The following is a 25,992-nucleotide window of genomic DNA, read 5'->3' on the forward strand; positions in this document are numbered from 1 at the left end:
ATGAGCAAGACGACGCAACGGATCATCGCCTGCAACGGCATCCACATCAACATCGCCGAACAAGGCGAGGGACCGCTGGTGCTTCTGGTGCACGGCTTCCCGGAATCCTGGTACTCCTGGCGGCGCCAGATCGACGACCTTGCGGCCGCGGGTTTTCGCGTCGTCGCGCCCGACATGCGCGGCTACGGCAAGAGCGACGCACCGCGGGCGATCGATCAGTACACGATCCTGCATCTGGTCGGTGACTTGGTCGGCATTCTCGATGCCCTCGGCGCGCCGGACGCCGTCATCGTCGGTCACGACTGGGGCGCGAGCATCGCCTGGCAGGCGGCGCTGACGCGGCCCGACCGGTTCAGGGCCATCGCCGCACTGAGCGTCCCTTTCCGTCCGCGCAGCAACGCGCTGCCGACCAGCCTCATGCCGCGGACCGAGAGCGCACAATTCTATCAGCTCTATTTCCAGGAGCCGGGGCCGGCGGAGGCCGAATTGGGGCGCGATGCGCGAGCGACCATTCGCAACATGTTGTTCGGTGCATCAGGGGATGGCGTCGCCGCAGCGCGTGCGGCCGCCGCCAGTGGCGGACCTGCACCAAACCTCGGCATGGTTCCGAAGGGCGGCGGATTCCTGCAAGGTCCCGGCGCGCCGGCAACCCTGCCGTCCTGGATCACCGAAGCCGACATCGACTTCTACGGAGAAGAGTTCAAGCGCAGCGGCTTTCGCGGGGCGCTCAATTATTATCGCAACATCGATCGCAATTGGGAAATCACGGGCGCGCTGTCAGGCCTGCAAGTTTCCGTGCCGGCACTCTATATCGCCGGCGACCGCGATTTCATCGTTGGCTTTCCCGGCACCGAGCAATTGCTCGCGAACATGAAGGCTCTGGTCCCCGGCCTGCGTGGGATCAGGATGCTTCCCGGTTGCGGCCACTGGACGCAGCAGGAGCGGCCGAACGAAGTCAGTGCAGCACTGATCGAATTCATTCGTGCTCTTCCGAACCGGTCGTGACGGCGTGCCTCATGAATTGACCTGCACGAAATCCCGGAGCAGCGGATAGATCTCGTTGTGGGCGAGGACTGTCAGGTAACCGACCATGCTGGCGGGAGCAAAAAGGAACTGCGGTATGTGAACCGCCTCATATTCCATCAATCTCTTTACGAGCTATCACTCCCGCAAGAAATTGCCGCACCCGAAGCTGACTGGCAGGCACGGGTGAGACGCAATACCTGCGAAGCGTTTGCTCGCAACTTTGGATTGGCCCCTCGTCTTGTTCACGAGCAAGCCAGTCCTATCACTCAGCGCAGATCTTTCAGAAATTGGAATCAAGGGCATCGAGAAACGCGTCCTGGCAGCTGCTAGTCGGGGTCGGCCGGTAGGCTGCTACTTACTCAGAGGAGCCCCCAATGAAGATAAGCAGCGCAATTTCCAGCGCCTTTTCCCTCAGAAGGCAGGTCGGCAGTCTTCGGATCGCCCGTTCCAGCCTGATCAAGTCGGCCCACCTTCTTGAAAGAATTGGGCTGGCAGCCGTTGGGGCCTCTTGTGGCCTTTACGTGGGTGCGACCCTGTTGCGTCAGAAAGGCGGACTGTTTGAAAGCGGCTGGATCGTGCTGGTAACAATGCTCTATGGAGCTCTCAGCTATTATGTCGGGATTGATTTGTCCGGCAATGTCGCACGAAGGGCGACATCGAACATCTCGGAAGAATGGAATGGTTCTGAGTCGGCTGAGCTCATGAGTGCGGCCGGAACGTTCAGCGCGGCCATTGCCGCAACGCTGTCCGTCAGCATCCTTGTCCTTGATCAAAACCTGCCGAACGGCCTGATAGGCTTTGTTGCCGGCTGTTGGGTTGTTGGTTCTTCGCTTCAAGTTGCGGCGGGCGCAATGACTCGCAGCCACGATGCGCCCACGAACGAGCAATGAGACGAGTGCACCTCACGGAAGCGTGCACTTGGCATCGAATGTGCGCACAAGCCGGCTTCAGGTCTCGCGTGAGCAGTGACGACTCATCGCAACCTCTGCCATCCAACGCTGCGCGCCGCCGATGTTTGGTAGCGCAGCCGTTCGCATCGAGCAGTGTCCGGTCGAAACCGTATCGGTATCGAGTAACCTAAATTCTCGCGCAACAAACAAGACGTGCCATCATGGTGGCGTTGGGATATTGTCCCTGCGCGCCGTGGTCCAAAATTCTGCTAACCGCCAACCACACGATCGGTGGAGCCAATGCAGATTGCGGAGTGGCTCGAGAAGCTGGGGCTTGGGCAATACGCAGAGCGTTTTGCCCAAAATGGGATCGACATGGGCGTCCTTCCCGAGCTGATGGTCGAGGACTTCGACAAGCTCGGAGTCCTGCTCGGGCATCGCCGCAAAATGCTGCGTGCGATTGCCGACCTTGATCCAGCCGCGTTGATCGCATCGCCGACTCCTCCTCACGACGCCGAGCGTCGCCACCTCACCGTCATGTTTTGCGATCTGGTCGGCTCGACAGCGCTCTCGGCGCGTCTCGATCCCGAGGATCTGTGGGAAGTGATCCGGGCGTACCGCGCCGCCTGCGGGAGCGTCATTGCCGCTTATGACGGCAGGATAGCCAGGTTCGTTGGTGACGGAATACTCGTCTATTTCGGGTATCCGCGCGCCCACGAAGATGATGCGGAGCGGGCAGTGCGAGCGGGTCTCGATATTATCGCTGCGATTCGCCAGCTCAAGACAGGCGCCGGCGAACGGGTTGAGCTGCGGATCGCAATTGCGACCGGGCTTGTGGTGGTCGGCGATCTCATCAGCGGAGATGCATCGGAGGAGCACGCAACCATCGGCGATGCACCAAACCTCGCTGCTCGGCTTCAAAGCCTGGCCGAGCCGGGGGCGGTCGTCGTTGCCTCGTCGACGCGCCGGCTGCTTGGCGATCTCTTCACCTTTCGCAATCTCGGCCGCCGCGAGGTCAAGGGGATAGGCGAACCCATCGCGGTCTGGGCGGTGGAAGGAGCGACCTCATCGGAGAGTCGCTTCGAGGCGGTCCGCGCCGCGCGCTCGATCGGCTTTGTCGGTCGCAAGGACGAGATCGAGTTCATTCTCTCGCGCCAGCGGGAGGCATGGCAGGGCCAGGGCCAGATCGTATTGATTTCCGGCGAAGCGGGCATCGGCAAGTCGCGCATCGTGGCAATGCTGTCCGAGAGCCCCTCGTTGGGGACGCACCGTCGCGTGCGATATCAGTGTTCGCCCTACCACACCAACAGCGCACTTCATCCCTTTGTCGCGCAGCTCGAGCGCGCCGCCGGAATCCGCTCCCACGACACGCCAGAACAAAAGCTCGACAAGCTCGAGGCGACGCTGGCAATAGGAACCCGGCAAGTCGCCCGGGCCACGCCGCTCATTGCGGCTCTGCTCTCGATTCCGACCGGCGACCATTGCCCGCCACTCGGCTTGAGCCCGGCGCAGCAGAGGCGACAGACATTTGCCGTCCTTCTCGATCAGCTCGAGGGATTGGCGCGAGACCAGCCTCTGCTGATCATCTGCGAGGATATGCATTGGGCCGATGCGACGACACTTGAACTGTTCGATCTCGCGGTCGATCGGATCAGGGGCCTGCAGATACTCGTGCTCTTGACGTCCCGGCCGGAGTTCGAGCCCTCCTGGTCGGGCCTTGCCAACGTCGGTCTGTTGCGGCTCGACCGGCTCGATCGGCAGGACACGCGCGCGCTGGTCGAGCAGGTGGTCGTCGGTCGCCAGCTGCCACGCGAGATGATGAAGCAGATCATCGACAAGACCGATGGCATACCGCTATTCGTCGAAGAGTTGACCAAGATGGTGCTGGAGTCCGGGCTGCTCGTCGAAGATGCCGGGCGCTACCGCCTGAATAGTCCGCTCCCGCCGCTTGCTATCCCCGCGACGCTGCAGGATTCGCTGATGGCGCGGCTCGACCGGCTCGCTCCGGTCAAGGAGGTGGCGCAGATAGGCGCCGCCATTGGCCGTGACTTCTCGTACGCGCTGCTGAAAACCGTGGCGGGACGCGACGATCTGACGCTGAACGCTGCGTTGGGACAACTTGAAGAGGCCGAACTGCTGTTGCGTCGTGGCACGCCGCCCGAAGCAAACTACAGTTTCAAACACGCCCTTGTTCAGGAGGCGGCCTACGAGAGTCTGCTCAAGAGCAAACGGCAGCTGCTTCATACCCGCATTGGCGATGTCCTGCGCGAGAAGTTTCCAGCCGTCGCCGAGACCGAACCGGAAGTTCTGGCGCACCACTTCACTGAGGCGGGGCTGAGCGAGGCGGCCCTCGAATGGTGGCGGAAGGCGGGCCAGCAGGCGTTGAAACGCTCGGCCTATTCCGAGGCGATCGCGCATCTCGGCAAGGCCATTGCGACCGCCGATCAGTTGCCTGATGATTCCCGCCGGATCATGAGCAGGCTGCACCTCCAAATCGCATATGGCCGTGCCTTGCGGGGCAGCCTCGGCCACAGCGCTCCAGAGACGGTTGCGGCATGGACGCGTGCGCGCCAGTTCGCAGCCGACATCGATGATCCCGTTGAGCTTGCGCCGGTGCAGTCGGGGCTCTTCAATGCCTGCCTGACCCACGGCGAACTCGCTCCGATGCGGGAGCTGGCGGACGCCATCAGGAGCGCCGCTGACCGACGACCGGACTCGCCGGTGGCCGCCGTCGTCGCCCATTGGACGGGCGGCGTCACCTGCTGGTTCGAGGGCGATTACTTGAATGCGAGAACGCATCTCGAGCGGGCGCTGGGGATCTATGGTGCCGAACCGGATCCCGCGACCTTCAGGGCGTCTGCGCTGGATCTGCCGTTCGTGATCATGAGATTTCTTGCCCTGGTGCTCTGGCCGCTCGGTAGCACCGCTCGTGCGCGCAAGCTCGCCGCGGAAGCGGTGGGTGCTCCGGGCGAAAAACGGGCGTTGTCCCAGGCCAATGCGCTGGTTCATCGGGCTGTGTTCGACGGGGTATGCGGGGGCATGTTGCAGCAAACAGAGACGATCCTGGCGCTCGGTCTCGCGCGCGACCACACGATGCCGCTGTACGTGGCCGCGGGCACCTACCTGAATGGCCTCGCCAAGTGGCGTGCCGGCGACCGAATGGCCGGACTGGCGGACATGCGTCACGGCTGGGCCTTCCTGCACGAGAACGACTGCTACCTCTGCGAACCGTTCTGGGGGATGCATGTCGCCCTGGCGAATGCAGAGGTGGGCGAAGTCGGGACCGGGCTGGAAATCCTGGACGAATCGATCGCCGGGACGGGACAATCCGGCCAGCATTGGCTCGATGCCGAGCTGCATCGTGTCCGCGGTAAACTTGTATCGCGCCATGATCCTTCCGACGAATCCAGTGCCGAAGACGCCTTCAAGCGAGCGCTGGACATCGCGCGACACCAGCAGACCAGGACTTTCGAGCTGCGCGGCGCCCTTGAACTTGCACGCCTGTACAAGACAAATGGCCGAGCTGGTGCGGTCTCTGAAGTGCTTGCTCCCTTGCTCGCCGAATTCGATGCGGAGCGAAATCTCCCCGAAGTCCTGGAAGCGAGAGAGCTGCTTGGGAATGGGCGTTAGCCGCGCCGTCATTCGATCGGCGCAAACGCCGCGCCGACTTCAAGCCGGAATGGGGCGATATCTTGATCCTCGATTCGGCAGCCGTAGTTATCCGGTTTTGACACGGCTTAACCTGTTGTGGTGAATCCTAGGTATGCTTCTCGTGGTTGCGAAGGCGAGTCTGCCGCGGCGGCGAATCCTGATTTCGGCTGGCGGCAATGTTGTTGGATTGCTCCTTGCCTCAAGGCGCAGACTTCATCCCAACGCCCGGCGATTGGCTTGCCTTCGCTGCGGCAGGCGCAGCGACCAAAGCCCATTGGAGATCCAGTCGTGGTTCGTTTGCACGTCGAACGTTTCATTCGCAGCCGGGTTGTTCGTCGAGCCCTGGCGCTAGGGATCATCGCGCTGAGCGGATGGGCCCTGTTGCCGTATGTGACCTACCGAATCGCTCCCTCCGCCTTTGTCAATGCCGAGCTCATGCGGGTGACTGCACCGTTCGCGGGTCAGCTCTCACCTGATCTTCCACGCAAGGGCGAATATTTCCAGCAGAGCCGGGTGGTGCCGATGGTCGGGGCGCGTTCGCCGGATCGCCGACACCTCATGGACCTCGATCAGCAGCTTGCCGTGTCCACCAAACGCGCCGAGCTCGCACGTCGGCAACTCGAGGAAATCGCCGGGCTCGATCGCAAGCTCCGCGAGCGCAGCGAGGACTATCGCTTGGGGATGGTCGCGCGCCTGAGCCACGAAATCGGCGAAACGGAAGTTGAAAAAGGCGGCTGTCTCGCCGAGGCGCGGCAGCGGAACGATGTCGCGGGCCGGATGGAGAGGCTCGTGAAGCTCGGCATCAGTTCGCAGATCCGGTCCGGCGAGGCCCAAGCCTCGCAGGAGGCAACCGCAACGCGGTGCCGGATGGCCGATGAACGCCTGCAGCGCCTCAAGACCGAGTTGGGGGCGGCCGAGAAAGGTCTTTATCTTCGTGGCGATGCCAATGACGTGCCCTACTCCCAGCAGCAACGCGAGCGGCTTGTTCTCCGCCGCCAGGAGCTCGAGACGGACGAGTTGCAAAACAGCTCACGTTCTGCGCAACTGGCCGCGGAAATCGCCGAGGAGCGCGCTCGGCTTGATCGTCTCGATCACTACGATCTATCGTTGCCGGCCGCCCATGTCGTCTGGTCGGTCGCGGCCAGCCCGGGCTCGATGGTCACGGAAGGGCAATCGGTCCTCGATTTTGCAGACTGCCAACGCCGATTCATTGTCGTTGAACTGCCCGAGCGCGATTTCGAGAAGATCAAGGCCGGAGATGCGGCTACCGTCCGCCTGATTGGGAGCGGCGAATGGAAGACCGGCCTGGTCCGGCAAGTCCGCGGATCGGCTGCTTACGCCGACGATCGACTGCTTGCGGCTCGGGTGCCGCGGCCTGATCCGGGCAACATTACCGTTGAGATATCGCTTCCCCCCAACGAAACGTGGGCCGAGCGCAATGGCTCCTGCGATATCGGACGACTGGCCGAAGTGCGCTTCGAGCGCAGAGCGGACGGCTTGCTACGATTGGTCAGCTCGAAGTTGAAATGGCTGACCGCGCGCCTGGAGCTCGACCAGTCGTCCCTGTGAGCGAGGTGTTCCATGCAGGCCATGACTCTGTCTCTCTCTCAGCTGTTCGCGCCGGTGGTGGGGATCTTTGCGGCGATGTACCTCTTGGCGCCGACCTTTCCAGTCGCGCGCCCTTGGGCACGTGTCGCGGTCTTTGTCGCGGTTTGGCTTGTCGTGGCTCGCTATCTCGAATGGCGTATTTTCACCACGGTGCTGCCTGCAACCGGGACTTGGTATCAGGTCTACTGGATCTGGTTCTGTCTCTTCGTTGAGCTGCTGACCTTTACGGATCAGTTTATTCTTTATCTGATTTTCCTTCGCAGGACCGATCGCCGCAGCGAGGCAGATCAGCACGAGCGTCGGCTTCGCAGCCTGCCGCATGATGAGCTGCCATCGGTCGACGTCCTTATTCCAACCTTTGACGAGCCGTTCGAGGTGTTGGAAAAGACGATCACCGGCGCGTTGTGTCTGGACTATCCAAACTTCCAGGTCTGGGTTCTGGATGATGGTCGCCGGCCTTGGCTCAAGAAACTCTGCGAGGAAAAGGGTGCCGGGTATCTCACGCGCGCCGACAACTTGAATGCCAAGGCCGGCAATATCAATCATGCGCTGACGCAGACGAGCGGCGAGTACTTTGCGATCTTTGACGCGGACTTCGTGCCGCAGTGCAAATTCCTGATGCGCACGATCGGCTTCTTCGCGGATCCAAAGATCGGAATCGTTCAGATCCCGCACACCTTTTACAACGAGGATCCGATGCAGGCGAATCTCGGCCTGCACAGGGGATTGCCGGACGAACAACGGTTCTTCTTCGATTCCATCATGCCCGCGCGCGACGGCTGGGATGGTGCCTTTTGTTGTGGTTCCAACTCCGTCACGCGTCGTGCAGCACTTCGCGTGGTTGGGGATGCCTTGCCAACCCAGTCCATTACCGAAGACATTCTGCTGACGCTGGTCCTGCTGCGCAAAGGGTACATCACCCGTTATCTCAACGAGCCCATGGCGATTGGATTGGCGCCGGAAAGCCTTGACGCATTTTTCGTGCAACGGCAACGCTGGGCGCGTGGTGCGATCCAGACTCTGTATCTCTCCGCCGGCCCGCTCGGCCCCGGACTGGGCTTGATGCATCGGCTCCTGTTCTTTCCGACTCACTGGCTCTCGTTGGGCTTGCGGGCGCTCATGGTCGTGGTGGTTCCGATCGTGTTCATGTGGACCGGTTTAGCGCCTGTCGTCGACGTCACCCCCGAGGCGGTCTTCTTTTACTTGTTCCCCGCGATCCTGGCGCTCAACGGCGGCATCTCTTGGTTTGCGCCGCACGTGCACTTTCCGCTCGCCGCTCAGGTGTCGGCGACGATCCAGAGCTTCAAGATTCTGCCGACGGTGCTCGGGACTCTCGTCAAGCCGATGGGACATGCGTTCAAGGTGACGCCCAAGGGAGCGGCCGCGCGGTGCGCAAGCTACGCCGCGGAGATATTCTGGCCGTCGGCGGCGCTGATGGCGTTGACGGTTGTCGGCCTGGTTCTGAACACCATCCCGGAATGGCGGATGATTGATCATCCGGCCGCTTTACCGATGGTCGCGTTCTGGTCGGTGGTGAACGTCGTCGTGCTCTTCTTCGTCTGCATGACCTCGCTGCAGGCTCGGATGGGACGCGCCGAGGAGCGTTTCGACGTCGATGAATCGGTCTTGATCGAGACTGGGGCCGGCGAACGGCTTTCTGGGCGCGTGAGCAACATCTCCCTCTCTGGCGCTGGCGTTCTGCTCGGCTCCGGCATTGACGGTCCCGGCGCTGGAGAACCGCTGCGCGTGCACATCATGCAGGTGGGCTGGATCGACGCGATGGTTGTACAACAACGAGGCCGGCTGGTCGGGATGCAGTTCCATTTGCCGCAATCGCTTGAACGGGACCTGCTGATTCGCAAGCTCTTTACCGTCGCCCGTCTGAAGGAGAACGGTGTCGTCGCATGCTCCGTGAACAGGGCGATGCTCAAGAACATCTGGTCAATGGTCGTGCCGTTGCCTCAAATTGTTACAACTGGCGCGAAGCCCGCATCGCCTTCGCCGCCGATGCGTTTGCCGGCAGAGAGCCTGGTCATTCGGCCTCAACCGCGGATCGACGATCTGGCACATCTTGCCGGAGTCCGAAGCCTGCATCCCGCCAATTTCACTGAGCCTCACTTTGGCCGAGTGGCCGGCACGTTGAGCGAGGCCGTCAAGTCGGGCTGATTGCTGTGGTGTCCTTCTCGCCCGACCGGTCGATGGGTTCTCGATCGATGGTCGAGCCGCTCATCGATGCCGCCAGTCTTTCGAAGCCCCGCCAGAAACTCAACCGGAACGAGCAACTATCCCCTAGCCCAAGGCGTTTACGGGGTTGGGGTGGAGGGAACATTTCTTGATCGATCACCGGAGTGATGTTCGCCAGGGGCGTCTGACGTTCTGGGTCTCGGCATTCGTGGCGGTCGCCTGTATGGCGATTGTCGCGCTCAGCGGCTGGCGGGAATGGTCTTCGCGACTGGCAGTGCTGAAGGGTTCCGAAACAGACATGGCCAGTCTGGCCCGGTCGCTGACGCAACACGCGGACGACACGTTCGAACTCGCGGACACCGTTCTGAATGTGCTGGTTGGTCAACTCGAACTGGAGGGAGCCGGGCCAACGGCAATCGCCAAGATTCAGACCTTTTTGACCCGACGCAAAGCCGCGAACCGGATCCGCGCCGTATTTATCTACGACGAGACCGGCCGCTGGCTCGCAACCAGCGAGTCAGTGGATTTCGCCAGTCTCAACAACAGCGACCGGGATTATTTCCAGCATCATCGTGCCGTGGCGGACCGGGGGACCTTCATTGGGAATCCGGTGAAGAGTAGATCGGGCGGTCAATGGATCATCACCGCGTCAAGGCGCTTCAATCATCCTGACGGCAGTTTTGCCGGAGTTGCCCTTACGACGATCGATGTCGACTATTTTCTAAAATTTTATCGCGGGTTCGACGTTGGCCAGAACGGTTCAATCGCTCTGGCGACCGCGGGAGGCATTGTCCTCGCGCGTACCCCGGACAACGGATACACCGGCCGCGATCTGTCGAGTGCTCCGCTTTTCAAGACTATTCGCGAGCGGCCGGCTGCGGGCGTCTACTATTTCACGTCGCCTCTCGACGGCGTTCGGCGTCTGAGCTTCTATCAACTCAGCAGCCGCTACTCCGTTCTCCTCGTTGCTACGGAATCGGAAGATGACGTCTTGGCCCCCTGGCGCAGAGCCGCGCTGACGCGCATTGCCGCAGTCCTGGCGCTGACAGGTGGGCTCGGTGTTGCCGGGCTCTTTCTGGTGCGCCAGTTGCACCTGCGGCAGAAGATGGCCGCTGCCCTGGTTGCCAAGGAGGCGGATTTTCGCCTCCTTGCAGAGCAGTCGGGAGACATGGTCATGCGCGTCGCAGTCGATGGACGGATCCTCTATGCGTCGCCGTCCACCGCTCGAATCCTTGGCTGGGCTCCGAACGAATTGGTGGATACATCAGCCCTCGCCGGCATCAATCCCGCGGATCTGGCCCGGGTTGAGCAAACGCTCTCCGCATTGATGAACGGTGAAGCCGAGGAGGCGAGAATCACGTATCGCACCCGTCATCGTGAGAAGGAAGAGATCTGGGTCGAAACTGCACTGCGCGTCACGAGGAGTGCGCAGAGTGGACACATCAACGGCGTGGTGGCGATCTCGCGCGACATGACCGAACGCAAGGATCTGGAGGATAGGCTGGCGGCTCTCGCCCGTTCGGACGGCCTGACGGCCTTGGCAAACCGCCGACATTTCGACGAGCGGCTGGAGGCGGAATGGGACCGGGCCAGGCGGGAAGGAACGCCTCTGTCACTGCTGCTGATGGACGTCGATCATTTCAAGAGCTTCAACGACCGGTACGGGCATCAAGCGGGCGATTCATGTCTCCGCTCAATCGCGGGGGTCCTGGCGCAGCAGGCCAGACGGCCGGCAGACGTGGCGGCCCGGTACGGTGGTGAGGAATTCGCGTTGCTGCTGCCGAATACCGACGCAGGAGGTTGCGAGCAGGTCGGCGAGCGAATCCGGCAGGCGATTGAGGACCTCGGCATCCTGCACGCGCTCAACCCGTCATCCAGGCAGGTCACCCTCAGTATTGGTGGCGCCACACATAATTCGTTCGGCGACAAGGCGGATTGCTCGTCGCTGATAGCGGCTGCGGATAAGGCGCTTTACGCCGCCAAGGAGGGCGGACGCAACCGCCTGGTGATGTCAGGGCAAGTCGTCGCGTGGCCCGGCTCGATACGGGCTTGAAGAGCAATTCCAGCGCGCCGCGGCGCGGTCTCACGAATTCACGTGCACGAAATCCCGCAGCAGCGGATAGATCTCGTTGTTCCAGCGCCGGCCTGAGAACACGCCGTAATGGCCGACGCCGGCCTGCATGTGGTGGACGCGCCGATAGGCGCGCACGCCGGTGCAGAGATCCTGCGCGGCGAGCGTCTGGCCGATCGAGCAGATGTCGTCCTTCTCGCCTTCGACCGTCATCAGCCCCATGCGGCTGACGGCCTTGGTGTTCACGGGGCGGCCGCGATGCATCAGTTTGCCTTGCGGCAACAGGTGCTCCTGGAATACGTCGCGCACGGTCTCGATGTAGAACTCGGCCGGCAGGTCCATCACGGCGAAATATTCGTCGTAGAAGGTCTTGATGGTCGCGGCCTTGTCCTTCTCGCCCTTGGCGATGTGGTTGGCGAGATCCATGTGCTGCTTGATGTGGCGCTCGAGATTCATCGAGACGAAGGCGGTGAGCTGCACGAAGCCGGGATAGACTTTCCGCAGCGCGCCGCGGCACTGCATTGGCACGTAGTTGATCAGGTTCTGCTCGAACCATTCGATCGGCTTGCTCTTGGCGAACTCGTTGACCCTGGTCGGCTGGATGCGGGTGTCGATCGGCCCCGCCATCAGCGTCAGCGTCGCCGGGCGCGAGGGATGGTTGTCCTCGCACATGATCGCGGCGGCCGCGAGCGCCGACACCGAAGGCTGGCAGATCGCCACCATGTGCGGGCGCGGGCCGAGCTGCCCTAAGAAGTCGATCAGATGCTCGGTGTAGTCGTCGAGCCCGAAGCGGCCCTCGCTGCGCGGAATGTCGCGCGGATTGTGCCAGTCGGTGATGTAGACGTCGTGGTCCTGCAGCAGCGTCTGCACGGTGCCGCGCAGCAGCGTTGCGAAATGGCCGGACATCGGCGCCACCAGCAGCATGCGCGGCTGCTCCGTCACGCCGTCCTTCCTGAAGTGCAGCAGCGAGCCGAACGGTGTCGCGTAGGCGATCTCCTCGGTGACGGCGACTTCGCGATTGCCCACCATGACGCTGTCGATGCCGTAGGCCGGGCGATGATAGGTGAGGGTGGAGCGCGAGATCAGCTCCAGCGCGGCCGACAGCCGGCCGACGACCTGGTCCGACATGCCCTGCGGCACCAGATTGAGGAATCTGAGCGCGGACGAAGCCCCCGCGCGCCACGGCGCAGTCAGGTCCATCTGGTTCTGAAAGGCCTGATAATACATCGACATCATACTGAAGTGCCCACCTGTCCCACCGTCTTGATGCAATATCGAAGCCAGATGGGGGCCGGACCGCCGGGAAAATTGGCACGTCGCTTGCTGCTCTTTGGGCGGGAAGGACGGGGCACGCACGCGCGGCAGTGCGCTCCCAGGCGTGAGGGAAGGGGCCATATGGCAAAGGCGACACTGACCATCAGCAGCAAGAACTACTCGTCCTGGTCGCTGCGCGGCTGGCTGCTGACGAAATTCTCCGGGCTCGATTTCGAGGAAATCGTCACCGCGCCGGACGATCCGTCGGCGCGCGCCGAAATCCTCTTGCTGTCGTCGTCGATCCTGGTGCCCTGCCTGCGGCACGACGGTGCGGTGGTGTGGGATACGCTGGCGATCGCCGAATACCTCAACGAGGCAATGCCGTCAGCCGGCCTGCTGCCTGATGATCGCGTGCAGCGCGCGCATTGCCGCTCAATCTGCGGCGAAATCCATTCCGGCTTCACCACCTTGCGCGCCTCGCTGCCGGTGAATCTGAAAGGACATTTTCCCGGCTTCAAGATCTGGTCGCGCGCGCAGGCCGACATCGACCGGGTCTGGTCGATCTGGCGCGACTGCCTGGAGAAATCCGGCGGTCCGTTCCTGTTCGGCGAGCGGCGCACCGTGGCGGATGCGATGTACGCGCCGGTGGTGACGCGCTTCGTCACCTATGACGTCAAGCTCGAGCCGCAGCTGAAGGCCTACGCCGACACCATCATGGCGATGGATGAGATGAAGGAATGGATCGCGGCGGCGAGGGAGGAGCCGGCCGAGATCGAGGAGCTCGAGGTCGAATATTAGGCAGGCAGCGCGAAGCCCTGCTCGTTTCGAGGGCGGGGGCCGGCCGGGGCGGCCCGCGAGCTATGTCCTTGTCGCGATTAACCTTTGGCGCCCGTGCGCGCCCCGTGCCATCCACCGGGCTGCGCAGATATTGTACGCACCGGCCAAGCCGCATCGACATCTAGCCGTGAACAGCTGCGTACGCAGCCGTTCGGCTGATTCGGACGTGATTCGTTCGGGCCGCGTTCCGAAGGTTAAGACGGAGCGCGGCCCCGTTGCAATTTGGAACAGAGATGGGCGTCAGGCGGCCCCGCGCTGCCTCACGCGCGGCAGGCGCCAGCCAATGACGGTCGCTTCGACCGCGATGCCGGCTTCGTTGTTCTGCCAGCGGCCCTCGACATAACGGCAGGCGAATGGCAGCTGGTAGGTCCCGCTGTGATCCTCGCACAGCACTTCGAGCGCAAGGCCCGGCGGTGGTTCTCCGGCGCCGTCGAATTCCGCCAGTCGTCTATCGCGCGTTGCCATTCCAAAAATCTCCCCTAAACAAAGCCGCGGAACAGCGCCCACTTCTTCCGCGTGCGGATCATCGTTCCCCGTCCAAGGGAACGCTGCAAGCTCAACGCGAGAATGCGGTGCGAGTGTGGTAGCCTTGAGTGGCTGTGCGCAAACAGCGCACATTGCCGTGATCGATCTGACGAGGAACCTTTCATGCTGCTTCGAAACGCCGGCGTTTGTTTCGCGATATTGCTGCTCGCAACGCTGGCGAATGCGCCGATGCACGCGCAGGACGTGCCCGGCATCGAGATCTGCACGGTCGAAAAGACCATGGAGCGGCGCACCAGCTGCCTGCAGAGCAATGTCGACTTCCTGCAGAAGACGATCACCAAGCTCACGCTCGACCACCAGCAGAAGCTGGATGCAGCAAACCGTCAGATCGACGCGTTGAAGACGAACCTCGCCGGCCTGCAGAAGACGCTCGGCGATCTCCAGGCCGCCCAGGTGAAGACGGCCGAGGATCTGAAGAAGAAGCAGGACGCGCCGGCGGCGAAGGACGCGAAATAAGCGCGCCGATCACCTCACGCGATATCGCTCCATCACGTCCCGATCGGGCTCATAGCCGTGGCCCACGCCCGAGGGCACCGCGACATGGCCGGTGGCATCGCTGTCCGCGCGGCCGCCCCAGAGGCAGGCCTCGCGCTTGAGATAGAACATCTCGACCAGCCCATCGTCGCGTGTCGCCAGGAGATGCAGCGTCGCGAGCAGGCCCGGACCGAAATACGGCGAGTGCGGCACGATCTTGACGCCGAGCTGATCGGCGAGCGCCACGACCTTCAGAAATTCCGTGATGCCGCCGACCTTGGTCACCGACGGCTGGGCGTGGCTCACCGCGCCCGCCTGCATCATCTGGCGGAATTGATATTCCGTGCAGGCATTCTCGCCGGCGGCGATGCCGAGCCCGCCTTTGCTGCGGACTTCGGCGAGCGCGGCGAAGTCTTCCGGCGGCCACACCGGCTCCTCCAGAAACATCGGCCGCGCGTCCCGGCAGGTCGTTGCGAACGCGATCGCCTGCTCGGCGGTCAAAGGGCAGTTCATGTCGACCATCAGGGGAATGGCTGGCCCGATCGCCTCCCGCGCGGCGAACACCGCCGGCGCCGTGGTCTCGTGCAGCTTGATTGCGCCATAGCCGAACGCGAGCGCCGTCCTGCATTCGGCCGCGATGTTGTCGGGCGAGCCGATCCGCAGCAGGCTCGCATAGGCGGGAATGGCCGTGCGCCTGGTCTCGCCGAGCAGGCGATGCAGGGGCACGCCCTCGACCTTGGCAGCAAGATCCCAGAGCGCGATGTCGAGCCCTGAGATCGCGAACATGGTGATGCCGTAGCGGCCGAACAGATGCAGATTGCGCTGGATCTGCTCCATCACGGCGGGGATGCCGGCCGCATCGGGCACCTTCAGCCCGCGGGCCTGCGGTGCGATCATCTCCTCGACGGCGCTGCGCGTGGTGCGCGGGCAGACATAGGCGAAGGCGTCACCCCAACCGGTCAGCCCGGCATCGGTGGTGACCTCGATCAGCACCATGTCGAGCGCAGTGATCGCGGATGCGCCCTGGCGGAAGCTCGCAACGCCGGCGTCATAGGGGATGCGGATATGGTGTGCCCGCACATCGGTGATTTCCATGACGTGGGGTTCCTCTTTCTCGTGAGCGGTTTCGAAACAGTCTAGCCGCGAACGCCGGGGCGTTGCCAGTGGCCATTCCCGGACTATCCTCACGCGGGGGACAGCAATGCCGATCAAGCGACGCCGGCGCTGACGGCGCATCATCGTCACGCTTCGAACGAGGGTTGAGCCGCCATGAACCCTGCGCAACGCGCGCTCTGGTATATCGAGAGCCATCTGGCCGAGCCGATGACGCTCGACGAGATCGCTGCGATCTCGGCCGTATCGCGGTTCCACATCGTGCGCGCGTTTGCCGCAGCCACCGGCCTTCCGGTGATGCGCTACGTCCGCGCGCGGCGGCTGACCGAGGCGGCGCGTCTTCTCGCGAACGGCGCGCCGAACATCCTCAGCGTGGCGCTGGAGGCCGATTACGGCTCGCACGAAGCATTCACCCGCGCGTTCCGCGACCAATTCGGCACCACGCCCGAAGCGGTCAGGGCGGCAATGTGCGCCAATGACCTCAAGCTTCAGGAGCCGATCCTCATGGACTCCACCATGCTCGACCAACTCGCCCCGCCGCGCTTCGAGACCGCGCGGCCGTTGCTCGTCGCCGGTCCCGGCGAGCGCATCTCTTGCGAGAACGGCGCCGTCATCCCCGGCCTGTGGCACCGCTTTCATCAGGAGGTCGCCGATATTCCATCGAGGGTCGGACAGGTCGCCTACGGCGTCTGCTGCAACGGCGACGATTCCGGCAATTTCGACTACATCGCCGGCGTCGAGGTCGCCGAGTTCTCGGACCTGCCGCGACGCTTCGCCCGCATCCGCATTCCCGAGCAGCGCTATGCGGTGTTCGCGCATACCGAGCACGTCGCCTCGATCCGCCGCACCGTCAACACGATCTGGAATCGATGGCTGCCCGCCTCGGGTTTGACGGCCGCGGACGCGCCGAGCTTCGAGCGCTACGACGAGGCGTTCGATCCCGCAACCGGCAATGGCGGCTTCGAGATCTGGCTGCCGGTGAAGCGTTAAGGCTTCCGCAACGCTGGCATACCATCCCGCTTGCTTGGCAAGCCCGGGTGACTTTGTCATAACCGCAGGCAAATCTTGCGTGTGGGGCCCGTGCCGGACATCCCGTGCAAGCCATAACAAGCAGCCGGGAGGGTCCCTCAATGTCTGACGTCCGTGTTCTCGCCACCGACCTCGAATTTCCCGAAGGGCCGGTCGTGATGCCGGACGGCTCGGTGGTGCTGGTGGAGATCCGCGGCCAGCGCCTGACCCGCGTTTATCCCGACGGCCGCAAGGAGATCGTCGCGAAGATTCCGGGCGGCCCGAACGGCGCCGCGCTCGGTCCCGACGGCAAGATCTATATCTGCAACAATGGCGGCTTCTCCTGGATCCCGACCCGCAACATGATCATGCCGGGTCCGCAGCCGGACGATTATCTCGGCGGCTCGATCCAGCGCGTCGATCTGCAATCCGGCAAGGTCGAGACCGTCGTCACCAGATGCGGCGAGCACGATCTGCGCGGCCCGAACGATCTTGTGTTCGACAAGCAGGGCGGCCTCTGGTTCTCCGATCTCGGCAAGCGCCGCGCGCGCGAGATGGACGTCGGCGGCATGTACTATCTCAAGCCCGGGATGACCGAGCTCGTCGAGATCGTGCACGGCATCCTGCCGGCGAACGGCATCGGGCTGTCGCCGGATGAGAATACCGTCTACATCGCGGAGACGCCGACCGGGCGGCTGTGGGCCTACGAGCTCTCCGCGCCCGGCACGCTGAAGCCGCGCGACGTGATCTATCGCGGCGAGCGCGGCAAGCCGATCTGCGGCCTCGGCGGCTACCAGATGTTCGACTCGCTCGCAGTGGAAGCCGGCGGCAATGTCTGCGTCGCCACCCTCGTCTCCGGCTGCATCTCGGTGATCGCGCCCGACGGCACGCTGGTGGAGCAGGTCCCGACCGGCGACCGCGTCACCACCAACATCGCCTTCGGCGGCCCTGAGCTGAAGACCGCCTATATCACGCTGTCAGGCAAGGGCGAGCTGGTCGCCATGGACTGGCCGCGTGGCGGATTGCCGTTGAATTTTTTGAACAAGTGAGCCAAGCCGTCATTGTGCGAGAGGCGAGGTAACTCTCAGACCCTCACCCTGAGGAGCGCGCCCTTCGCGCGTCTCGAAGGGCGAGGCCACCAGCCGGGCCTTCATCCTTCGAGACGCGCGTTCCGCGCTCCTCAGGATGAGGATCTGGCACCCGGAATGCCTCGCCGCACAGTGACGCAAGGAGAGACCCCAAATGCCCTGGCCCGATCCCATCACCCTGCGTGGACAGCGCGCCCGTCTCGAGCCGCTGTCGCATCAGCATCTCGACGGGCTGGTGACGGCCGTGAAGGACGGCGACCTGTCAAAGCTCTGGTACACGGCGATCCCGCTGCCGGAGAATATGGGCAAGGAGATCGACCGGCGCCTGGGGCTGCAGGCCTCAGGCTCGATGCTGCCGTTCACCGTGTTCGACGCCGCCGGCAACATCGTCGGCATGACGACCTACATGAACATCGATGCCGCCAACCGCCGCGTCGAGATCGGCTCGACCTGGTACGGCAAGAGCGCGCAGCGCGGCCCGCTCAACACGCAGTGCAAATTGCTGCTGATGCGCCACGCCTTCGAGACGCTGAACTGCATTGCGGTCGAATTCCGCACCCACTTCTTCAACCACCAGAGCCGCCGCGCCATCGAGCGCCTCGGCGCCAAGCAGGATGGCGTCCTGCGCAGCCACCAGGTCGCGCCGAACGGCACGCTGCGCGACACCGTGGTCTACAGCATCACCGCCGCCGAATGGCCGACGGTGCAGACGCATCTGGAATTTCAACTCAACGACAAGCCGCGCTAGGAGCGGCCGAGGCACCATGGATAGATTTGATTATGTGATCGTCGGCGCGGGCTCTGCCGGATGCGTGCTCACCAGCCGGCTGAGCGAAGACCCCAACGTCAGCGTCTGCGTGCTGGAAGCCGGCCCGTCCGACTGGCATCCCTACATCCATCTGCCGGCGGGCTTCATCAAGACCTTCCACATGAAGAGCATCAACTGGGCCTACCAGCAGGAGCCGGGGCCCTGGACCGGCGGCCGCAGCATCTATGCGCCGCGCGGCAAGACGCTCGGCGGCTCGTCCTCGATCAACGGCCACATCTACAATCGCGGCCAGCGCATGGATTTCGACACCTGGGCGCAGATGGGCAATCGCGGCTGGGGCTATGCCGACGTGCTGCCCTACTTCCGCCGGCTGGAGAAGCGCGTGGGCGAGGGCGAGGACACCTATCGCGGCCGCGACGGCAGCCTCACCGTCACCACGATGGAGTGGCGCGATCCGCTGTGCGAAGCCTTCATGGAAGGCGCGGTCTCGCTCGGTATTCCCCGCAACCCCGATTACAACGGCGCCAAGCAAGAGGGCGTCTCCTATTGCCAGCGCACCATCGACAAGGGCCTGCGCGTCTCCGGCTCGACCGCGTTCCTCAAGCCCGCGATGAAGCGGCCGAACGTGCATGTGCACACCCATGCGCACGCGACCGAGATCATCTTCGAGGGCAAGCGCGCCGTCGGCGTGCGCTACACCAAGGGCGGCCGCGGCGGCACGCCGGTGGAGGTACGCGCCAACAAGGAAGTGATCCTGTCCGGCGGCACCTATAATTCCCCGCAGTTGCTGCAGCTCTCCGGCGTCGGCTCGCCTGATCTCTTGCATGCTCACGGCATCGAAGTGCGTCACGCGCTGCCGGTCGGTGAGGGCCTGCAGGACCACTATGCCCCGCGCACGGTGGCGCGCGTAAAAGACATCAAGACCATCAACGAGCTTCGCCGCGGCTTCTCGCTGTGGATCGAGGCGCTGAAATGGGCGACCGCGCGCCGCGGCCTGCTCTCGCTGTCGCCGACCATGGTCTATTGCTTCTGGCACTCCGGCGAGAGCGCCGACAGTTCCGACCTGCAGCTCACCTTTACGCCGGCAAGCTACAAGGAAGGCGTGCAGGGCCAGCTCGAGGACGAGCCCGGCATGACGGTGGCGTCCTGGCAGCAGCGTCCGGAGAGCCGCGGCTATGTCCGCATTCGCTCCAACGATCCGTTCGCGCCGCCGATCATCCAGACCAATTATCTCGACGCCGAGCTCGACCGCCGCGTCATCGTCGGCGGCATGAAACTCGCGCGGCGCCTTTTGAAGTCCGCGCCGCTCTCGCCCTATTACGCCTATGAGGATTTCCCCGGTCCCAACATCAATACCGACGACGAATTCCTCGCCGCCGCCACCGAGCGCGGCACCACCACCTTCCACCCCGGCTGCACCTGCCGCATGGGCCCGGCGGATTCGACCTGGGCGGTGGTCGACGACCAACTCCGCGTCCACGGCCTCGAAGGCCTCCGCGTCATCGACGCCTCGGTCATGCCGCGCATGATCTCGGCCAACCTCAACGCCTCCACCATGATGATCGCCGACCGCGCCTCGGATCTGATCCGCGGCAAGCAGCCGATGGAAGCCGCAAGGATTCCGGACGCCGCGGTGGCGTGAGATTTCGTAGGGTGGGTTAGCTGAATGGCCGCGCGAAGCGCAGCCGGTCAGCGTAACCCACCACTTCTGCCGATGCGGAACGAAAGAGGTGGGTTACGCTGACGCTAACCCACCCTACGAGCCAGGCTGTGTCGCCGCTCGTCAACCCCTCCTCGCAAAAATATTCCACTTTACCGAAATTCGGAATTGCGGCATACATCGACGCAGCCCGGCCCGACGAAGAGGGGCGGTTCGCGAGTCGTTCGAAACGCGGGCCGGGTTGCGGTGGACGCGGCAGCGTCGGCACGAGAGGTAGCGGGCAGGGCGGGTAGTCCCTGTGAGCCCGAGGCCGCGTGTAGACGAACGGCGCTGAGCGCGTACGGCAAAACCGTGTGGTCCTGGCCGTCGTTGCTACGGTCAAGCCTTTGCGGAGATGTGCGCGAGCCCAACCGGGTGGACGGCATTGTCAATTCGCAGGGGCGAGGGAGGCCAGAAGGAAAGTTCGGCTCCCGGGAGAGCACGGCATAAGCCGTCCGACCATCGCGCAGGGAAGGCCGTGTGTTCGGCACCACCTGTATGCTGCTGTGCGGTTTTCTGCGTGTGCCTTTTGCGCAGCAGACCGCGGGTGCGAGCCAGCACCCGGCCTTCCCTGCGCCCTCTTTCTTTTGGGCGATGGAATGGAGCAAAGCTCGGGCGAGATGAGCCGCGAGGATGCGAAGGCGTGTCTGCGATTCAAAACGCGACTGAAATGGCGAAGCTGTTGCCACATGCGCGGACATCGTAGGGTGCGCAAAGCGTAGCCTGCCCACGATCTGCATCCATCACGCAGGAATGGTGGGCACGGCGCTTTGCGCCTTTGCCCACCCTACGGCATCTTGCGACGCGCTGCAGCGCGTCCGGGACACGAGAAGCTCACACTTCCCGTCGGCTCAAAAACGCCAGCCGCTCGAACAGATGCACATCCTGCTCGTTCTTCAGCAGCGCGCCGTGCAGCGGCGGGATCAGTTTGCGCGGGTCGCGTTCGCGCAGCTGCTCGACGCTCATGTCCTCGTTGAGCAGCAGCTTGAGCCAGTCGAGCAGCTCCGAGGTCGACGGCTTCTTCTTCAGGCCGGGCACCTCGCGCACCTCGAAGAAGATGCGCAGTGCCTCTTCCACCAGGCGCTTCTTGATGTTGGGGAAGTGGACGTCGACGATCCGATGCATGGTGTCGGCATCGGGGAACTTGATGTAGTGGAAGAAGCAGCGGCGCAGGAAGGCGTCCGGCAGCTCCTTCTCGTTGTTGGAGGTGATCATCATGATCGGGCGCTGCTTGGCCTTGATCGTCTCGCCGGTCTCGTAGACATGGAATTCCATGCGGTCGAGCTCGAGCAGCAAATCGTTCGGGAATTCGATGTCGGCCTTGTCGATCTCGTCGATCAAGAGCACCGGCCGCTGCTCGGCGGTGAAGGCTTCCCACAGCTTGCCGCGCTTGATGTAGTTCTTGATGTCGGACACGCGCGCGTCGCCGAGCTGGCTGTCGCGCAGGCGCGACACCGCGTCGTATTCGTAGAGGCCCTGCTGCGCCTTGGTGGTGGACTTGATGTGCCACGTCAGAAGCGGCGCGTTCAGCGCCTTCGCGACTTCCTCCGCGAGCACGGTCTTGCCGGTGCCGGGCTCGCCCTTGATGAGCAGCGGGCGCTCCAGCACGATCGAGGCATTGACGGCGACCTTGAGATCGTCGGTCGCAACATAGTCCTTGGTGCCGGTAAATTTCATTGCGTGTCCTTGGTAATCGTCGGCGCGAGGCGCGGGCCCCGGTCGCGACAAGGGAACGGCCGCTCGTGGCGGCCGTTCCTGGTTCGGTCAGGCTTTCAGACCCGTTTTATCAGCGAAAGGATGACGAGCACAATCACCGCGCCGATGGTGGCGTCCACGATGGCGCCGACCGTGCCCGTTGCAAGCTGAATGTGCAGCTGGGGCAACACCCAGCTTGCGACCAGCGCGCCGATGATGCCGACGACGATGTTGCCGATCAGTCCAAATCCCGCCCCGTGGACAATCTTGCCCGCAAGCCAGCCTGCGATCGCGCCAATGATGAGCGCTGCGACAATTCCCATTGCAAACGTCCCCAAAACAACCCCGTGAGAGCCCCAATTCTAGAGCAAAAAGCTTCCCGGTCCAGCACCCCGCGACGGTCTCCGCCCCTTGACGTCAGCCACCCGACGGGCAATCTGTCACCCATGTTCCTGCAATTCTTCACTTCTCTGCGCGACGCGCAGGTCCCCGTGACGCTGCGCGAATACCTCACGCTGATGGAGGCGCTCGACGCCGATCTGTCGGATTATTCAGTCGAGAATTTCTATTACCTGTCGCGCACCTCGCTGGTGAAGGATGAGCGCAACCTCGACAAGTTCGACCGCGTCTTCGGCACGGTGTTCAAGGGGCTGGAAAACCTGCTCGACGCCATGGAGAAGGCGGAGATCCCCGAGGAGTGGCTGAAGAAGCTCGCCGAGAAATACCTGACCGACGAAGAGAAGAAGCAGATCGAGGCCATGGGCTGGGACGAGCTCATGGAGACCCTGAAGAAGCGTCTCGAGGAGCAGAAGGGCCGCCACCAGGGCGGCTCGAAGTGGATCGGCACCGCCGGCACCTCGCCGTTCGGCGCCCACGGCTATAACCCCGAGGGCGTCCGCATCGGCCAGGAGAAGAACCGCAACAACCGCGCCGTGAAGGTGTGGGACAAGCGCGAGTTCAAGGATTTGGACGGCAATGTCGAGCTCGGCATCCGCAACATCAAGGTGGCGCTGCGCCGTCTGCGCAAATTCGCGCGCACCGGCGCGCCCGATGAGCTTGATCTCGACACCACCATCCGCGAGACCGCCAATCACGGCTATCTCGACGTGCACATGCGCCCCGAGCGGCGCAATGCGGTGAAGCTCCTGGTGTTCTTCGACATCGGCGGCTCCATGGACGCGCATATCGAGCAGGTCGAGGAGCTGTTCTCGGCGGCGAAGAGCGAGTTCAAGCACATGGAGTATTTCTACTTTCACAACTGCCTCTATGAAGGCGTGTGGAAGCAGAACAAGCGCCGTTTCACCGACCGCACGCCGACCTGGGACGTGCTGCACAAATACCCGCACGACTACAAGATCGTGTTCGTCGGCGACGCCTCGATGTCGCCTTACGAGATCATGGTGCCCGGCGGCTCGGTCGAGCACGTCAACGAGGAACCGGGCTCGGTCTGGCTCGACCGCATCATCCGCACCTATCCCCATGCGGTGTGGCTGAACCCGGTTGCTCAGAAGCACTGGGATTATTCGGAATCGACGACGATCATCAAACGCATTTTTGCCAATCGCATGTATCCGATCACGATCGAGGGGCTTGAGGGTGCGATGAAGGAATTGACGCACTAGCGGCACGCGCCGTCCGCGCGGTGGCCGACAAGAGGGAGAACCACATGCCCCAAAACATCACCCGCGGCATCAAGGCGCTGATCGACGAGGCCAATGCCGAGATCGAGACGCTCAACGCCAAGGACGCCATCGAGATCTCCAAGAACGGCGATGTCGTCATCGTCGACATCCGCGACCCCCGCGAGATCGAGCGCGACGGCCGCATCCCCGGCGCGTTCGCCTGCACCCGCGGCATGCTGGAGTTCTGGATCGATCCGCAGAGCCCCTACGCGAAGCCGGTCTTCCAGGAGGACAAGAAGTTCGTCTTCCACTGCGCCGGGGGCCTGCGCTCCGCACTCGCGGCCAAGACCGCGCAGGACATGGGCCTGAAGCCCGTCGCCCACATCGCCGGCGGCTACGCCGCCTGGCGCGATGCCGGCGGGCCGACCGAGCAGTGGGAGCCGAAGAAGAAGGGGTAAGGGGTGCTCCGCTATCTCTCCGGTCTATGCTGTCATTCCCCGCGAAGGCGGGGAATCCAGTACGCCGCGGCCTCTCGGCTCAATCACAACCGCCTCTGGAATACTGGATCGCCCGGTCAAGCCGGGCGATGACAGCGGAGTTTGACGCGCGCTGCTTCAGCTCGCTCGCGCTGCAAGCGCACGGAATGACAAGGAAACAGCAATGACCGCCACCGACCCCCTCGTCTCCACCGAATGGCTCGCCGCCCATATCAACGATGCCAACGTCAAAGTGATCGACGCCAGCTTCAAACTGCCGGGCGTGCTGCCGCTGCCGAAGGACGATTATCTCGCCGCGCACCTGCCGGGCGCAGCGTTCTTCGACGTCGATGCGGTGTCGGATCATTCCAACCCGCTGCCGCACATGTATCCGAGCGCCGAGCAGTTCGGCCGTGACATCGGCAATCTCGGCATCGGAAACAGCGACACCGTCGTGCTCTACGATGCCGGCGGCTGGGTCGCAGCGCCCCGCGCCTGGTGGATGTTCCTGGCCTTCGGCCATAACAACGTGCGCATCCTCAATGGCGGCCTGAAGAAGTGGCGCGCCGAGGGGCGAGCGGTCGAGAGCGGCGAGGTGAAGCCGAAGCCGGCGACGTTCAAGGCGAGCTACGATTCAAATCGCGTGCGCAGCATGCAGCAGCTGATCGCCAATGTCGAAAGCCGTGCCGAGCAGGTGATCGACGCGCGCGCCGCCGACCGCTTCGAGGGCCGCGCGCCCGAGCCGCGCGCAGGCATCCGCTCCGGCCACATCCCCGGCGCGCGCAATGTGCCCTACAATCAGCTGTTCGATGCCGCGACCGGCACGATGAAGCCGCTCGATGAACTGCGCGCCGCCTTCACCAGCGCCGGCGTCAAGCTCGATGCGCCGATCGTGACGAGCTGCGGCTCGGGCGTCTCGGCCGGCGTGCTGACGCTCGCACTCTATCGCCTGGGGATCACCGACACCGCGCTCTATGACGGCTCGTGGTCGGAATGGGGCCAGGAAAAAGGCCCGCCGATCGCGACCGGTCCGGCGTGAGTCATTCGGATATCGCCGCGCTGAAGGTGCGCTCCCTCCCCGCAAGCGGGGCGAGGTAAAGCAAGCGCATCATCGCGTGCGCGTGGTCGTCGTCGCGAAGGTCTGAGGCTGGCCGAACGGATCGAGCTGCTGCTGCAACTGCTGAGGCGGCGGACGTCGCACCACGCGGTGTCGCTTCTTCGCCTTCGCCGCCTTGCGCTTGGTCGCCTTGTCGTCAGCCTTGGTATCTGCCTTGCTCTCGGTCTTGGGCTTCGCCGGCGTATGCTTCACGGCCGTCGTCGCCGGCTCGTTCAAAGCGGCCAGCTTGGCCGAGGCGGCATCGAGTGCGGAGGAGACCAGGGCCGCGCTGGGATCGACCGGCGCCGGCTCGCTGGCGGTCGCGGCAGGCTCGGCCGCGGGGATCGACGCCGTGGTGTCGGCCGGGGTGAGCGTGTCGGCGGGCGCCGGCGCTGCGGCCTCCGTCGTCGTCTCGGCCTTGGCCGGTTCGGCGACCGGGACGTCAGCCGGAGGTGCCGCGACCTGGGACTGAGCCTCGGTCTCGGTCGTCAGCACGGCGACCTGGTCGGGCTCGCTTTCGGGCAGTCCAATGGTCGGCACCTTGTCGCGCAGCGACGGCTCGGGCTCGGCGGTCAGCTCCGGCTCCGCGCGGAGGACCGCAAGCACCGGCTGGGCCGGCTCGGGAGCCTGCGCGAACACCTGCTCCTGCGGGCCGTTCCGCCAGGAGGGGTTGCTGACATACTGCTCGTGGCTCGCCCGCAGCAGTGCGGCGGCGCCCAGGCCGAACACCAGGATGGAGACTGACAGCAGGATCGCGGCAAACAGGAAGCGAAAGCCGGGAAGCATCGAGCGATTGCGAATTTCCGCCCCGGCGGCGAAGAGGCCAGGGCCCAAGAGCCATCTGAACGCGGTGACGGTACTGTTTGCCGCGTTCGCCACGCGGGG

Annotated in this window: 21 protein-coding genes; 15 read left to right on the forward strand and 6 right to left on the reverse strand. The window is 63.7% G+C overall.

Annotated elements, in window-relative coordinates; translation table 11 throughout:
- The 6 genes from RAD10_RS12290 to RAD10_RS12315 all read left to right on the forward strand — a co-directional run bounded on the left by RAD10_RS12290 (position 1) and on the right by RAD10_RS12315 (position 11,412).
- Positions 1-1,005, forward strand: coding sequence for an alpha/beta fold hydrolase (locus RAD10_RS12290; protein WP_461617680.1), 1,005 nt, complete (start codon positions 1-3; stop codon positions 1,003-1,005).
- Between the two features lie 395 nt (positions 1,006-1,400).
- Positions 1,401-1,916 (forward strand): hypothetical protein, encoded by a 516-nt coding sequence (locus tag RAD10_RS12295; RefSeq protein ID WP_461617681.1) that lies wholly within the window; start codon positions 1,401-1,403, stop codon positions 1,914-1,916.
- Between the two features lie 300 nt (positions 1,917-2,216).
- Positions 2,217-5,546 carry an adenylate/guanylate cyclase domain-containing protein gene (locus RAD10_RS12300; protein WP_461617682.1) on the forward strand — a complete coding sequence of 1,110 codons (3,330 nt, stop codon included), beginning with the start codon at positions 2,217-2,219 and terminating at the stop codon, positions 5,544-5,546.
- 309 nt (positions 5,547-5,855) lie between these two features.
- Positions 5,856-7,136 carry an HlyD family efflux transporter periplasmic adaptor subunit gene (locus tag RAD10_RS12305; RefSeq protein ID WP_461617683.1) on the forward strand — a complete coding sequence of 427 codons (1,281 nt, stop codon included), beginning with the start codon at positions 5,856-5,858 and terminating at the stop codon, positions 7,134-7,136.
- 12 nt (positions 7,137-7,148) lie between these two features.
- Complete coding sequence (locus tag RAD10_RS12310) at positions 7,149-9,341, forward strand: glycosyltransferase (RefSeq protein ID WP_461617684.1); 2,193 nt, start codon at positions 7,149-7,151, stop codon at positions 9,339-9,341.
- A 241-nt stretch (positions 9,342-9,582) separates the two neighbouring features.
- The gene (locus RAD10_RS12315; protein ID WP_461617893.1) at positions 9,583-11,412 is read left to right on the forward strand and encodes a sensor domain-containing diguanylate cyclase; all 1,830 of its coding nucleotides are present in this window, start codon (positions 9,583-9,585) and stop codon (positions 11,410-11,412) included.
- A gap of 30 nt (positions 11,413-11,442) precedes the next feature.
- Here RAD10_RS12315 and RAD10_RS12320 read toward each other — a convergent pair whose 3' ends face one another.
- Complete coding sequence (locus RAD10_RS12320) at positions 11,443-12,666, reverse strand: polyhydroxyalkanoate depolymerase (protein ID WP_461617685.1); 1,224 nt, start codon at positions 12,664-12,666, stop codon at positions 11,443-11,445.
- Positions 12,667-12,825: 159 nt separating this feature from the next.
- On the opposite strand from RAD10_RS12320, the gene RAD10_RS12325 reads away from it, so the two are divergent.
- Positions 12,826-13,482, forward strand: coding sequence for a glutathione S-transferase family protein (locus RAD10_RS12325; protein WP_461617686.1), 657 nt, complete (start codon positions 12,826-12,828; stop codon positions 13,480-13,482).
- Positions 13,483-13,761: 279 nt separating this feature from the next.
- On the opposite strand, the gene RAD10_RS12330 is transcribed toward RAD10_RS12325, so the two are convergent.
- The gene (locus RAD10_RS12330) at positions 13,762-13,986 is read right to left on the reverse strand and encodes a hypothetical protein (protein ID WP_091966320.1); all 225 of its coding nucleotides are present in this window, start codon (positions 13,984-13,986) and stop codon (positions 13,762-13,764) included.
- Positions 13,987-14,169: 183 nt separating this feature from the next.
- Between RAD10_RS12330 and RAD10_RS12335 the strand changes: the two genes are divergently transcribed.
- Positions 14,170-14,523, forward strand: coding sequence for a hypothetical protein (locus tag RAD10_RS12335; RefSeq protein WP_461617687.1), 354 nt, complete (start codon positions 14,170-14,172; stop codon positions 14,521-14,523).
- A gap of 9 nt (positions 14,524-14,532) precedes the next feature.
- Here the strand turns inward: RAD10_RS12335 and RAD10_RS12340 are convergent, their stop codons facing one another.
- The gene (locus RAD10_RS12340) at positions 14,533-15,636 is read right to left on the reverse strand and encodes a mandelate racemase/muconate lactonizing enzyme family protein (RefSeq protein ID WP_461617688.1); all 1,104 of its coding nucleotides are present in this window, start codon (positions 15,634-15,636) and stop codon (positions 14,533-14,535) included.
- A 174-nt stretch (positions 15,637-15,810) separates the two neighbouring features.
- On the opposite strand from RAD10_RS12340, the gene RAD10_RS12345 reads away from it, so the two are divergent.
- From RAD10_RS12345 to RAD10_RS12360, 4 genes are all read left to right on the forward strand, one after another.
- Positions 15,811-16,644, forward strand: coding sequence for an AraC family transcriptional regulator (locus RAD10_RS12345; RefSeq protein WP_461617689.1), 834 nt, complete (start codon positions 15,811-15,813; stop codon positions 16,642-16,644).
- A 140-nt stretch (positions 16,645-16,784) separates the two neighbouring features.
- Positions 16,785-17,711 (forward strand): SMP-30/gluconolactonase/LRE family protein, encoded by a 927-nt coding sequence (locus RAD10_RS12350; protein ID WP_461617690.1) that lies wholly within the window; start codon positions 16,785-16,787, stop codon positions 17,709-17,711.
- A 193-nt stretch (positions 17,712-17,904) separates the two neighbouring features.
- Positions 17,905-18,498, forward strand: a complete 594-nt coding sequence (locus tag RAD10_RS12355; RefSeq protein WP_461617691.1) for a GNAT family N-acetyltransferase — start codon at positions 17,905-17,907, stop codon at positions 18,496-18,498.
- Between the two features lie 16 nt (positions 18,499-18,514).
- Positions 18,515-20,161, forward strand: a complete 1,647-nt coding sequence (locus tag RAD10_RS12360; protein ID WP_461617692.1) for a GMC family oxidoreductase — start codon at positions 18,515-18,517, stop codon at positions 20,159-20,161.
- Positions 20,162-21,052: 891 nt separating this feature from the next.
- On the opposite strand, the gene RAD10_RS12365 is transcribed toward RAD10_RS12360, so the two are convergent.
- The gene (locus RAD10_RS12365) at positions 21,053-21,895 is read right to left on the reverse strand and encodes an AAA family ATPase (RefSeq protein WP_461617693.1); all 843 of its coding nucleotides are present in this window, start codon (positions 21,893-21,895) and stop codon (positions 21,053-21,055) included.
- Between the two features lie 95 nt (positions 21,896-21,990).
- Positions 21,991-22,236: a GlsB/YeaQ/YmgE family stress response membrane protein gene (locus RAD10_RS12370; protein WP_018318587.1), complete on the reverse strand. Its 246-nt coding sequence runs from the start codon at positions 22,234-22,236 to the stop codon at positions 21,991-21,993.
- Positions 22,237-22,359: 123 nt separating this feature from the next.
- On the opposite strand from RAD10_RS12370, the gene RAD10_RS12375 reads away from it, so the two are divergent.
- From RAD10_RS12375 to sseA, 3 genes are all read left to right on the forward strand, one after another.
- Positions 22,360-23,535 (forward strand): vWA domain-containing protein, encoded by a 1,176-nt coding sequence (locus tag RAD10_RS12375; RefSeq protein ID WP_461617694.1) that lies wholly within the window; start codon positions 22,360-22,362, stop codon positions 23,533-23,535.
- A 44-nt stretch (positions 23,536-23,579) separates the two neighbouring features.
- Complete coding sequence (locus tag RAD10_RS12380; RefSeq protein WP_018318589.1) at positions 23,580-23,993, forward strand: rhodanese-like domain-containing protein; 414 nt, start codon at positions 23,580-23,582, stop codon at positions 23,991-23,993.
- 202 nt (positions 23,994-24,195) lie between these two features.
- Entirely contained in the window at positions 24,196-25,050 is an 855-nt protein-coding gene (gene sseA, locus RAD10_RS12385; protein WP_461617695.1) for a 3-mercaptopyruvate sulfurtransferase, read from the forward strand.
- A 69-nt stretch (positions 25,051-25,119) separates the two neighbouring features.
- On the opposite strand, the gene RAD10_RS12390 is transcribed toward sseA, so the two are convergent.
- A complete protein-coding gene (locus tag RAD10_RS12390) occupies positions 25,120-25,893 on the reverse strand; it encodes a hypothetical protein (RefSeq protein WP_461617696.1) in 774 nt (257 codons plus the stop codon).
- Between the last annotated feature and the right edge of the window lie 99 nt (positions 25,894-25,992).

The sequence above is a fragment of the Bradyrhizobium sp. 23AC genome (assembly GCF_054863025.1).

Coding starts and splice junctions, on each gene's coding strand:
- RAD10_RS12380 (WP_018318589.1), top strand. CDS start 23,580: ATGCCCCAAAACATCACCCGCGGCATCAAGGCGCTGATCGACGAGGCC.
- RAD10_RS12335 (WP_461617687.1), top strand. CDS start 14,170: ATGCTGCTTCGAAACGCCGGCGTTTGTTTCGCGATATTGCTGCTCGCA.
- RAD10_RS12320 (WP_461617685.1), bottom strand. CDS start 12,666: ATGATGTCGATGTATTATCAGGCCTTTCAGAACCAGATGGACCTGACT.
- RAD10_RS12345 (WP_461617689.1), top strand. CDS start 15,811: ATGAACCCTGCGCAACGCGCGCTCTGGTATATCGAGAGCCATCTGGCC.
- RAD10_RS12365 (WP_461617693.1), bottom strand. CDS start 21,895: ATGAAATTTACCGGCACCAAGGACTATGTTGCGACCGACGATCTCAAG.
- sseA (WP_461617695.1), top strand. CDS start 24,196: ATGACCGCCACCGACCCCCTCGTCTCCACCGAATGGCTCGCCGCCCAT.
- RAD10_RS12370 (WP_018318587.1), bottom strand. CDS start 22,236: ATGGGAATTGTCGCAGCGCTCATCATTGGCGCGATCGCAGGCTGGCTT.
- RAD10_RS12375 (WP_461617694.1), top strand. CDS start 22,360: ATGTTCCTGCAATTCTTCACTTCTCTGCGCGACGCGCAGGTCCCCGTG.
- RAD10_RS12300 (WP_461617682.1), top strand. CDS start 2,217: ATGCAGATTGCGGAGTGGCTCGAGAAGCTGGGGCTTGGGCAATACGCA.
- RAD10_RS12355 (WP_461617691.1), top strand. CDS start 17,905: ATGCCCTGGCCCGATCCCATCACCCTGCGTGGACAGCGCGCCCGTCTC.
- RAD10_RS12390 (WP_461617696.1), bottom strand. CDS start 25,893: ATGCTTCCCGGCTTTCGCTTCCTGTTTGCCGCGATCCTGCTGTCAGTC.
- RAD10_RS12360 (WP_461617692.1), top strand. CDS start 18,515: ATGGATAGATTTGATTATGTGATCGTCGGCGCGGGCTCTGCCGGATGC.
- RAD10_RS12350 (WP_461617690.1), top strand. CDS start 16,785: ATGTCTGACGTCCGTGTTCTCGCCACCGACCTCGAATTTCCCGAAGGG.
- RAD10_RS12325 (WP_461617686.1), top strand. CDS start 12,826: ATGGCAAAGGCGACACTGACCATCAGCAGCAAGAACTACTCGTCCTGG.
- RAD10_RS12330 (WP_091966320.1), bottom strand. CDS start 13,986: ATGGCAACGCGCGATAGACGACTGGCGGAATTCGACGGCGCCGGAGAA.
- RAD10_RS12295 (WP_461617681.1), top strand. CDS start 1,401: ATGAAGATAAGCAGCGCAATTTCCAGCGCCTTTTCCCTCAGAAGGCAG.
- RAD10_RS12315 (WP_461617893.1), top strand. CDS start 9,583: ATGGCGATTGTCGCGCTCAGCGGCTGGCGGGAATGGTCTTCGCGACTG.
- RAD10_RS12340 (WP_461617688.1), bottom strand. CDS start 15,636: ATGGAAATCACCGATGTGCGGGCACACCATATCCGCATCCCCTATGAC.
- RAD10_RS12290 (WP_461617680.1), top strand. CDS start 1: ATGAGCAAGACGACGCAACGGATCATCGCCTGCAACGGCATCCACATC.
- RAD10_RS12310 (WP_461617684.1), top strand. CDS start 7,149: ATGCAGGCCATGACTCTGTCTCTCTCTCAGCTGTTCGCGCCGGTGGTG.